The sequence below is a fragment of the Halorubrum sp. SD683 genome (assembly GCF_002135045.1).
Lineage (GTDB): Archaea > Halobacteriota > Halobacteria > Halobacteriales > Haloferacaceae > Halorubrum > Halorubrum ezzemoulense.
Genome location: NZ_NEWJ01000086.1, coordinates 1 through 9,770 on the forward strand (window position 1 = coordinate 1; position 9,770 = coordinate 9,770).

At 71.3% G+C, this 9,770-nt stretch carries 10 protein-coding genes and 1 tRNA gene; 8 read left to right on the forward strand and 3 right to left on the reverse strand.

Features of this window, described 5'->3' with window-relative positions; genetic code table 11:
* Positions 1–147: 147 nt before the first annotated feature.
* Both B9G49_RS14445 and B9G49_RS14450 read left to right on the forward strand, forming a co-directional pair.
* Positions 148–1,530: a hypothetical protein gene (locus B9G49_RS14445; protein WP_086216837.1), complete on the forward strand. Its 1,383-nt coding sequence runs from the start codon at positions 148–150 to the stop codon at positions 1,528–1,530.
* Positions 1,531–1,639: 109 nt separating this feature from the next.
* Positions 1,640–2,452: a molybdopterin-synthase adenylyltransferase MoeB gene (locus B9G49_RS14450; protein WP_086216838.1), complete on the forward strand. Its 813-nt coding sequence runs from the start codon at positions 1,640–1,642 to the stop codon at positions 2,450–2,452.
* Positions 2,453–2,527: 75 nt separating this feature from the next.
* On the opposite strand, the gene B9G49_RS14455 is transcribed toward B9G49_RS14450, so the two are convergent.
* On the reverse strand, positions 2,528–2,923 hold the full coding sequence (locus B9G49_RS14455) for a zinc ribbon domain-containing protein (protein ID WP_086216839.1): 396 nt from the start codon (positions 2,921–2,923) through the stop codon (positions 2,528–2,530).
* A 123-nt stretch (positions 2,924–3,046) separates the two neighbouring features.
* On the opposite strand from B9G49_RS14455, the gene B9G49_RS14460 reads away from it, so the two are divergent.
* The 6 genes from B9G49_RS14460 (at position 3,047) to B9G49_RS14480 (ending at position 8,879) form a co-directional block, all read left to right on the forward strand.
* Positions 3,047–3,427, forward strand: a complete 381-nt coding sequence (locus B9G49_RS14460) for a Rid family detoxifying hydrolase (protein ID WP_086216840.1) — start codon at positions 3,047–3,049, stop codon at positions 3,425–3,427.
* Positions 3,428–3,733: a hypothetical protein gene (locus tag B9G49_RS14465; RefSeq protein ID WP_086216841.1), complete on the forward strand. Its 306-nt coding sequence runs from the start codon at positions 3,428–3,430 to the stop codon at positions 3,731–3,733.
* 27 nt (positions 3,734–3,760) lie between these two features.
* Positions 3,761–3,842 (forward strand) — tRNA-Ser (locus B9G49_RS14470).
* Between the two features lie 561 nt (positions 3,843–4,403).
* Positions 4,404–4,571, forward strand: a complete 168-nt coding sequence (locus B9G49_RS16850) for a hypothetical protein (protein ID WP_167373069.1) — start codon at positions 4,404–4,406, stop codon at positions 4,569–4,571.
* Positions 4,572–4,674: 103 nt separating this feature from the next.
* Positions 4,675–7,272 (forward strand): DNA topoisomerase, encoded by a 2,598-nt coding sequence (locus B9G49_RS14475; protein ID WP_086216842.1) that lies wholly within the window; start codon positions 4,675–4,677, stop codon positions 7,270–7,272.
* A gap of 86 nt (positions 7,273–7,358) precedes the next feature.
* Complete coding sequence (locus tag B9G49_RS14480; RefSeq protein WP_086216843.1) at positions 7,359–8,879, forward strand: PAS domain S-box protein; 1,521 nt, start codon at positions 7,359–7,361, stop codon at positions 8,877–8,879.
* A 79-nt stretch (positions 8,880–8,958) separates the two neighbouring features.
* Here B9G49_RS14480 and B9G49_RS14485 read toward each other — a convergent pair whose 3' ends face one another.
* The gene (locus B9G49_RS14485; protein ID WP_086216844.1) at positions 8,959–9,327 is read right to left on the reverse strand and encodes a DUF192 domain-containing protein; all 369 of its coding nucleotides are present in this window, start codon (positions 9,325–9,327) and stop codon (positions 8,959–8,961) included.
* Between the two features lie 62 nt (positions 9,328–9,389).
* Positions 9,390–9,644 carry a glutathione S-transferase N-terminal domain-containing protein gene (locus B9G49_RS14490; protein ID WP_086216845.1) on the reverse strand — a complete coding sequence of 85 codons (255 nt, stop codon included), beginning with the start codon at positions 9,642–9,644 and terminating at the stop codon, positions 9,390–9,392.
* Positions 9,645–9,770: the final 126 nt, after the last annotated feature.

The following is a 9,770-nucleotide window of genomic DNA, read 5'->3' on the forward strand; positions in this document are numbered from 1 at the left end:
GAGCGGACGCGCCGCTCGCCCCCCCCGTGCCCCGACGGGCTCGTCGTCTACCGCGCCCGACCGTTCCCGCCGCCGGGCCCCGGAGGCGGGCGGCGCAAGAGCAAAGATACCGCGGCACATACCAACTGTAGTCATGGCGATCGCCACGTGACCGGGACCACCCCGATTCCGCCCGACGCGTTCGCGACCGCGCTCAGGTCGCTCGACACGGACGCGCTCGCGACGCTCGTCGCCGACGCGTACGCGGCGACCGCCGACGCGGCCGACGCCGATCCGCCCCGAGTGACCGTGCGAAACGAGGACCAGCGGACCGAACTGCTCGTCGCCTCGGCCGCCGACGGCCGCGTCCCCGACGGCCCGGCCGACGCCGTCGTCGTCGCGAGCGACTCACTGCTTGACGACGGGACGCTCGACGACTCGACGGTCGTCTCTCCGGCGGACCTCCGACGGCGGCTCCTGTACGCCGTCCCGCCGGCGGCGGCGGACGAGATCGCGGACCGGATTCTCGGTGTCCCCGTTCGGTCCGCATCGTACGACGCGGTCGCTCCCGAGGCCGGCGCTACGACCGATTCCGGCGACGGATCGCTAGCCACCGACGACGAGGCGACCGACGATGTCCGGACCGTCGACAGCGCGAGCGGCGACGACGCCTCGGGCGATGGCGACGCGAGTGATCCCGCCGGCGGGGCGACGGCCGCCGGCGCGTCGGGACCGGTAGGCCGCAGCGACGCCGATCGCACCGATCGGAACGTCGCCGACTCGCCCGGCGCGTCGCGAGCTGACGACCGGCCGAGCGACTCCAACCCCGATCCACCCCAGAGCGGTGAGCCGGGCGACGGTTCGACCGCCGACGCCGCGAGCGATCGACCGTCCCGCCGGACCGTCGTCGCCGCGATCGCGGTCGTCGCGCTCCTCGTCGCGGCGGCCGGGGCCGGGTTCGCCGCCGGCGCCGCCGGGATCGGCGGGCCGGGCGGGATCGCCGGCGACGACGGGGCGATCGACTCGCCGTCCGACGCGGGAGGGTCGACGGACGACGGCGGCGACGCGAGCGGCACGGACTCGGACGGCGGGAACACCGTGTCGGCCGCCGACGGCGACCCGACCGGTGAGGCCGCGCGGAACACGGCGTTGTCCCCGACCTGCGAGCGGTCCGCGCTCCAGGTCGTCCAGATCCAGATGAACGCGCTCCGGTACAACGACAACGCGACGAACGACGGCATCCGGACCCTCCGGGCGTTCGCGTCGCCGGAGAACAGGCAGGTCGTCGGACCCGTCGGCGAGTACGTCGAGCTGTTCGAGACCGCCCGGTACGGCCCGATGCTCACGTACGATACCGCGGAGTACTCGGTGCCGGAGACCGCCGACGGGACCGCCGCGGTCGAAGTCGTCACGCGCGAGGACGGCACCGTGACCGGGCGCTACGAGTTCCGCCTCGTCCGGGTCGGCGGCGGGAGCGCGACCACGAACAGTTCGCTGGGCAGCGTCGACGACTGTTGGATGACCGACGCCGTGACCGCGTCGGGGGAGTAAGCGTCGGCGTCGGGTCCAGAGCCGTCGCCGACGGAGCGAGTGTCGGCCGCGCCGCGTCTTTGTCGCCGCCGGGAACACGATTATATCTGCGCCCGCACAGGTCACGGACATGAGCCTCTCGCTCGACGCGACCCAACTCGACCGCTACTCCAGACACGTCATCTTGGACGGCGTCGGTCCGGAGGGGCAGAAGCGACTGCTCGACGCCCGCGTCCTCGTCGTCGGCGCGGGCGGGCTCGGCGCGCCCGTCGTCCAGTACCTCGCGGCGGCGGGCGTCGGCGCGATCGGGATCGCCGACGACGACGCCGTCGAGCGCTCGAACCTCCAGCGACAGGTCATCCACGGCGACGGCGACGTGGGACGCCAGAAGGTCGACTCGGCCGCCGACTTCGTCGCCGATCTTAACCCCGACGTGGATGTCGAGCGCCACCACCTGCGACTCGACGCGGGCAACGCCCGCGAACTGATCTCGGACTACGATGTCGTTGTCGACTGCTCGGACAACTTCGCAACCCGGTACGTGGTGAACGACGCCGCCCGAATCGAGGGCGTCCCCGTCTCGCACGGCGCCATCTACAAGTTCGAGGGGCAGGTGACGACGCTCTCGCCCGACGGCCCCTGCTACCGCTGTCTGTTCCCGGAGCCGCCGGAGCCGGGAACGGTACCGGACTGCGCCAGCACCGGCGTCCTCGGCGTCCTCCCCGGGACAGTCGGGTGTCTCCAGGCGACGGAGGCGGTGAAACTGATCATAGACGTCGGCGACCCGCTCGTCGGTCGCATGCTGTTTTACGACGCCATGGACCTCTCGTTCGAGACGGTCCCGTACGCGCGTAACCCGGACTGCCCGGTGTGCGGCGACGACGGAATCGACACGCTTGACGGGATCGACTACGCCGCTGGCTGTCGGATCGACGCGGCCTGAGCGGTCCACTCCGGATCGACGCCGTCTACGCGGCCCGTTCCTCGTCGTCGCCGTCGGGGCGCCCGTCGCGACAGCTTATAGCGACCGGTCGGTCATCGCCGTTCCCGCGGTGACGCCGGCGCCGTCGTCGACGAATCCCGACCGCACGCACCACCGGCAGTACCGGTAGCCGGCGCGGTTCTCGGCGCCGCAGTGCCGGCAGACGACCGTCTCTCCGTCGGCGTCGAGCAGCGGCGGGTCGCCGGCGTCGGCTGACTCGTCCGTCGGACCCCCGACCGCGCTGCGGTCGCGTGCGACCGCCGAACCGGCCGCTTCCCCGTCGCCGTCGGGCTCCGACGAACGGGCCGCGACCGAGCCGAAGAGCTCCGCGGGGTCGCGGTTCCGGCGGACGAGCAGCCACGTCACCGCGAGGTTGAGCGCCGCCACGCCGACGAATATCGCGGCGAGGGGCACGAGCTGATCACCCGTCATACGTGTCATGTTACCATCCCGGAGTCTTGTGTCTGACGGTGGGTCCACCGGCCGCGCTCCGACGGGCCCGTCGGCGGGCTGCTCCAGAGTACTCTTGAGGCCGCCGGTCGAAGGCGCACCCGCATGAAGGAGACGATCCACACGGACGACGCCCCGGCGGCGGTGGGCGCGTACAGCCAGGCGACGACTGACGGCGACCTCGTGTTCACGGCCGGGCAGATCCCCCTGACGCCCGACGGCGAACTCCTCGCCGACGCGTCGATCGCGGACCAGACGGAGCAGGCGCTGGACAACCTCCTCGCGGTGCTCGACGAGGCGGGGGCCGGGCCCGAGGACGTGCTCAAGACGACGGTGTTCCTCGCCGACATCGACGACTTCGACGAGATGAACGAGACGTACGCCGACTACTTTGACGAGGCGCCTCCCGCCCGCTCGGCGGTCCAAGCGGGCGCGCTCCCCAAGGGGGCCGGCGTCGAGATCGAGGCCGTCGCCGTCGTCGAGTAGATGTCTGACGGCGAGGGCGGGCGCGGGGCCGAGACGGACCGGGACGACCCCTCCGGTTCCGGCGGCGGCGGCCGCGCGCCCGGCGCCCCGGCCACGCCGCGCGCTCGCCTGCGGTCCGCGGCGCTGTGGGGCGCCGTCGGCGGGTTCGCCTTCCTCGTGCTCGCGCAGGGGTACCGGCTCGTCGGCCCCGGGTCGCTGCCGGTCGGGATCGGCGGACTGGCGCTCGTCGCGCTCGGGGTCGCGGCCGCGTCGGCCGGTCTCTCCTACCTCGCCGAGGCCCGACTGCGAGCGAAAAGAAGGACTTAACAGTCGCACCGGAGTAGCACGGAGTGAGCCAGGATGGCCGAGTGGTAAGGCGCACGCCTGGAAAGCGTGTTCCCATCCGGGATCGGGGGTTCAAATCCCTCTCCTGGCGTTTTCGACGAACGACACGGCGAGCGAAGCGACCTGTTCGTCGAAAAGCCTGACGGAGGGATTTGAACCAGGGAGTGAAGCGAGCGCAGCGAGCGGAACGACTGAGGTTCAAATCCCTCTCTTGGCGCTCCACTGTCGCAATAACGAGCGAGGAGCGACAGCGACGGGCGGGTCTGGCCGCGACGATCACCTCCAAAGCCCCAGCCGCTCGGCTCGACGCAGACACCTATTGCTCGCCGACGATTACCTCCACAGGGGCGGCCGCGACCACACAGCACCGCACCTCACACCGCCCCAGCCTCGCGGTTCACTCCGGGCTCCCTTCGGTCGCCCGTCGCTCACCGCGTCCCTCGCGCGTGCGGCATCGCGCCCTCCGGGCGCTCGTCGGCACGCGCCACCGCAACTAACTCGTGAGAGCCTCTGGCAGATATAGTGGGTGTTTGATTATCACACCGCTGCTGTCGGCCGAATCTGCTTCGAAAGCGTCCGGTTCGGCCCGCCTCGACACGTCCGCACACCGACACAAGATTCATATGTGTGGGTATTGTTGACACGGGTGACGATGCCAGACACGAAATCGGGTCGCGAGCGGAAAGGGAGGAACAAGCGCCGCCAACTCGAGAACCACCTCGCACGGCGCGAACTCGACGCGGACGACGAACCGCCGGAACCGTACGGGGAGGCGACAGACGCGGAGTTCCTCGCCGAGTCCGACGACGCGGCCCGGTGACCGGTCGCGTCCCGGTCCCTTCTCACCGGTCGTTCGACCCCTCGCCTGCCGCTGATTTCGCGTCGCGAAAGCTTTAGACCCGGGAGCGGCGTATCTCGCCGCAATGAGTCGCGGCCCCGAACTAATCATCACGGAGAAAGACAACGCGGCGCGGCGTATCGCCGACATCCTGAGCGGCGAGTCCGCGACCGCGGAGCGGATGAACGACGTCAACGTCTACGAGTGGGGCGGCAAGCGGTGTATCGGGCTCTCCGGCCACGTCGTCGGCGTCGACTTCCCCGCCGAGTACAACGACTGGCGCGACGTGGAGCCGGTCGAACTCATCGACGCGCCCGTCACCAAGACGCCGACGCAGGAGGGGATCGTCGCCGCGCTCCGCCGGCTCGCCCGCAACGCCTCGCGGGTCGTCATCGCGACCGACTACGACCGCGAGGGCGAACTGATCGGCAAGGAGGCGTACGAGCTCGTCCGCGAGGTGAACGAGGACGTGCCCGTCGACCGCGTCCGCTTCTCCTCGATCACGGAGAACGAGGTGCAGGAGGCGTTCGCGAACCCCGACGACCTCGACTTCGAGCTGGCGGCCGCGGGCGAGGCGCGACAGACAATCGACCTCACGTGGGGCGCGGCGCTCACCCGGTTCCTCTCGCTGTCCGCGCGCCAGCTCGGAGACGACTTCATCTCCGTCGGTCGGGTCCAGGGGCCGACCCTCAAGCTGATCGTCGACCGCGAGCGGGAGATCCAGGCGTTCGACCCCGAGTCGTACTGGGGGCTGACGGGCGAGCTGGCGAAGTCGAGCGGCGACCCGTTCGAGGCGCGCTACTTCTACCTGAACGACGAGGGCAACGAGCGCGAGCGTGTCTGGGACGAGGCGGTCGCGGAGACGCTCACCGAGGCGCTCGACGCGGCCGACGGGGCGACCGTCGACGACGTCACCCGGCGGACACAGACCGACGACCCGCCGACGCCGTTCAACACCACCGCGTTCATCCGCGCCGCGGGGTCGCTCGGCTACTCCGCGCAGCGCGCCATGTCGCTCGCGGAGGACCTCTACACGGCCGGCTACGTCACCTACCCGCGGACCGACAACACGGTGTACCCGGAGGACTTGGAGCCCGGGGAGCTGATCGCGGACCTCGGCGACTCGCCGACATTCGGCGAGGACGCCGCGAGTCTGCTCGACGAGGACCGCGAGATCGAACCGACCGAGGGCGACGAGGAGACGACGGACCACCCGCCGATCCACCCCACGGGTGAGCTGCCCGCCGCCACCGACCTCTCGGACGACGAGTGGGAGGTGTACGAGCTGATCGTCCGCCGGTTCCTAGCGACCTGCGCCGACCCCGCGACGTGGGAGCGGTTGCGCGTGGTCGCGCTCGCGAACGGCGAGGCGACGCCGATCGCCGCGGGCGCCGACGGGCTCGCCGCGCTCCGCGACACCGACGACGCGGCGGAGCCGGCCGACCTCGCCGCCGACGGCGGGCTGCGGCTGAAGGCCAACGGGAAGCGGCTGCTGGAGGCGGGTTACCACGAGGTGTATCCGTACCGCTCCAGCGACGAGCGGATCGTCCCGGACGTCGAGGTCGGCGAGACGCTGTCGCTGTCGGACCGTTCCACCGAGGGGAAGGAGACCCAACCCCCGCGCCGCTACGGGCAGTCCCGGCTCATCGAGGAGATGGAGAAGCGGCAGCTCGGCACGAAGGCGACCCGGCACCGCACGATCGAGAAGCTGTACGACCGCAACTACGTCGAGAGCGACCCGCCCCGCCCGACGCGGCTCGCCGAGGCGGTCGTCGAGGCCGCGGAGGAGTTCGCCGACCGGATCGTGAGCGAGGAGATGACCGCCCAGCTCGAACAGGACATGGCGGCCATCGCGGCCGGCGAGAAGGAGTACGACGAGGTGACCGCGGAGTCCCGCGAGCTGCTCTCGCGCGTGTTCGACGACCTCACCGACTCCCGCGAGGCGGTCGGCGACCACCTCCAGACCTCGCTGAAGGCGGACAAGACCCTCGGCCCGTGTCCGGAGTGCGGGTCCGATCTCCTCGTCCGCAAGTCGCGGCAGGGGTCGTACTTCGTCGGCTGCGACGGCTATCCCGACTGCGAGTACACCCTCCCGCTCCCGTCGACCGGAAAGCCGCTCCTCTTGGACGAGACCTGCGACGAACACGACCTCCGTCACGTGAAGATGCTCGCCGGCCGGAAGACGTTCGTCCACGGCTGCCCGCAGTGTAAGGCGGACGAGGCCGACGAGCAGGAGGACGAGGTGATCGGGACGTGTCCCGACTGCGGGGCGGAACACGGGGGCGAGCTCGCGGTCAAGCGGCTCCGCTCCGGCTCGCGGCTCGTGGGCTGTACGCGCTACCCCGACTGCGACTACTCGCTGCCGCTCCCCCGGCGCGGCGAGATCGAGGTCACCGACGAGACCTGCGAGGAACACGACCTCCCGCACCTCCGCGTCCACTCCGGCGACGAGCCGTGGGAGTTGGGCTGTCCGATCTGTAACTACCGCGAGTTCACGGCCCGGCAGGAGGGGTCGGAGCTCCAAGCCGTCGAGGGGATCGGCGAGAAGACCGCCGCGAAGCTGAAAGACGCCGGCGTCGACGGCGTCGACGAGCTCAAGTCCGCCGATCCCGACAGTCTGGCGGCCGACGTCGACGGTGTTGGGCCCGACACCGTTCGCGACTGGCAGGCCAGAGCGGACTGACCGCCGGCGCGCCGCGCTCGGTTCGATTCCGCCGCAATTCATAAATCCACAAACACATATGCGCGGAGTGTCTCGATTACCGACAGATGGGTGACCGCGACCCGGACTCGTCGGCCGAGGACCGATCGCCGTCGAGCGGCGACGCCGCTCCGTCGGGGATCCTCCGAGCCTTCGTCGAGGCGGTTCCGACCCCGACGCTCGCCTGCGATCCGGACACGCTGGCCGTCCGCGCCGCGAACGCGCCGGCGGCCGACCTCGTCGGCCACGACCGCGGCACGCTGACGCTGATGGGCCTCCCGGACCTCGGCGAGACCGACGTCACCGTCTCCGGCGAGCCGATCGCTGACGTCGCCGCCGCGGCGGCCTCCCAGACGCCCGGCTCCGACGGCGCGACCGACGCGGCCGAGCGGTTCGAGTGGGACCTCCGTCTCGGCGATCCGAGGCTCCGGGTCGATGCGGCGCTCCACACGGCGACGATCGCCGGGTCCGAGTGGCTGGTCGTCGGACTCTCCGACGCCACCGCCCGCGTCGCCGCCGAGTCCGAGCGGGACACCGAGCGCCGACTGGTCGACGCGCTCGCCGACACCGTCCCGCTCGCGCTGTTCCGCTGTACCGAGGAGGGAACGCTCTCGCGGTGGAACGACGAGCTCGCGGCCGACACGGGGTACGCACCCGACGCGCTCTCCGGACGGGCGCTCACGTCGCTGTTCGACGAGGCGACGCGCGACGCGATCAGCGAGGCCCTCACTCGGGTGTATCGCGACGGCGAGGCGGTCTCCCGCGAGGCGCGCCTCCTCACCCGCTCCGGCGAACGCGTCCCCTATCGGCTCTCCGTCGGTCCGGTGACCGACGGCGACCGCGTCGTGGGGGCCGTCGGCGTCGGCGAGGACGTCACCGAGGCGTCCCTCAGGGAGGAGCGGCTCGCCGTGTTGACGCGCGTGCTGCGGCACAACTTCCGGAACGACCTCAACGTGGTCACGGGGTTCACCGGACAGGCCATCGAGGCCGTCGACGACCCCGAGCTCACCGAGCAGCTCGGACGGGTCGTCGCCACCGCCGAGCGGCTGTTGCGCCTCGGCGAGACCTCTCGCAAGGTCGAGCGGCTGCTCTCCCAGCGCCCGTCGGCGCGACCGATCGCGCTCGCGCCCGCGGTCGACGCCGCCCTCGAATCGGTCGACCCGGCGGTCCTCGACGGGGCCACCGTCGATGTCGACATCCCGGACGACATCGTCGTCTCGGCGGTCGCGTTCCTCCCGGAGGCGATCACCGAGCTCGTCGACAACGCGATCCGCCACAACGACGCCGACGAGCCGCGGGTCCGGGTCTCGGCCGCGGAGCTCCCGAGCGAGTCGTGGGCCTCCCTCGTCGTCGCGGACGACGGGCCGGGGATCCCCCCGGCCGAGCGCGCCGTCCTCACCGGCGAAGAGACGCCGCTCGAACACGCGAGCGGGCTCGGGCTCTGGTACGTGAACTGGATCGCCACCGCCGGCGGCGGGAGCCTCGACATCGCCGAGAGCAAGGCCGGCGGAAGCCGGATCGAGCTGTCCCTGCGCGTCGCCGATGCGCCGCCAATCGACGACACCGAACTGTTCAGCCCGGACGACTGAGCCGGACGGGGGTGACGCGGTCGCCCCGTCGACGCCGAGGTCGCTCCGGCGCTCACGACTCCGCGAGACGGCGCGCGCCTCACTCCGCGAGCCGGAGCTCGTCGCCCACCGTCACCGACTCCGCCGCGTCGGCCGGCAGCTCGACGACGGTGTCGGCGCGGCCGCGGCCCAGTCCCACGAACGGCGCGAGTCGCTTCTCCGCCGTCACCTCGCCGTCGACGAGCCACACCGCGTCGATCGCGAATGGCACGAACAGCATGTGGAGCCACTGCGTCTCGGGCTCGTCGAAGGGGAAGACGAGGGCGTAGTCGTCGGGGACCGACCGCCGGAACATCAGCCCGCGGGCCTGTTCGAGCGTCGAGCGGGCGACGTCGACGTCGCTCGCGAGGACGGTCTCGGTCCGGTCGCCCGACGCGTCGGGACGGTGTACGAGTCGCACGCGGGTCACCTCGCCGCGGGCGAATAAATAGGCTCTCGTTCGACGGTGGCTCGCGTCCCCGCGTCCGAGCGTTAGCTCGCGCCGCCGTACGTCTCTTCGAGGTACTCGACGATGTCGTCGCTCTCGGGCATCCCCTCGATCCCGTGCTCCTCGTCGACGAGGACGGGCACGCCGGTCTGTCCGGAGACCTCCTCGACCTCGGTGCGGTCGCTGTGCGAGCGCGGGACCATGATCGAGTCGTACTCCAAGTCGAGGTCGGACAGCTTCGTCTTCACCTTCGCGCAGTACGGACAGCCTTCGAGCTCGTAGAGCGTGAGATCTGCCATCGCCCTCCCGTAGGGCGCGGATCCGTAAAGAGGTGCGGCCGCCGATGTGCGCGGCGCGCACGGGCGGGCAAAAGGCGAGCGGGCGGGGATCGGTCCCTCGCCAGCCGACTTCGGCGGCCGTTCGGC

Excerpts from the sequence above, each read along its gene's own strand:
- B9G49_RS14450 (WP_086216838.1), top strand. The coding sequence starts at position 1,640 with ATGAGCCTCTCGCTCGACGCGACCCAACTCGACCGCTACTCCAGACAC.
- B9G49_RS14455 (WP_086216839.1), bottom strand. The coding sequence starts at position 2,923 with ATGACGGGTGATCAGCTCGTGCCCCTCGCCGCGATATTCGTCGGCGTG.
- B9G49_RS14460 (WP_086216840.1), top strand. The coding sequence starts at position 3,047 with ATGAAGGAGACGATCCACACGGACGACGCCCCGGCGGCGGTGGGCGCG.
- B9G49_RS14465 (WP_086216841.1), top strand. The coding sequence starts at position 3,428 with ATGTCTGACGGCGAGGGCGGGCGCGGGGCCGAGACGGACCGGGACGAC.
- B9G49_RS16850 (WP_167373069.1), top strand. The coding sequence starts at position 4,404 with ATGCCAGACACGAAATCGGGTCGCGAGCGGAAAGGGAGGAACAAGCGC.
- B9G49_RS14475 (WP_086216842.1), top strand. The coding sequence starts at position 4,675 with ATGAGTCGCGGCCCCGAACTAATCATCACGGAGAAAGACAACGCGGCG.
- B9G49_RS14480 (WP_086216843.1), top strand. The coding sequence starts at position 7,359 with ATGGGTGACCGCGACCCGGACTCGTCGGCCGAGGACCGATCGCCGTCG.
- B9G49_RS14490 (WP_086216845.1), bottom strand. The coding sequence starts at position 9,644 with ATGGCAGATCTCACGCTCTACGAGCTCGAAGGCTGTCCGTACTGCGCG.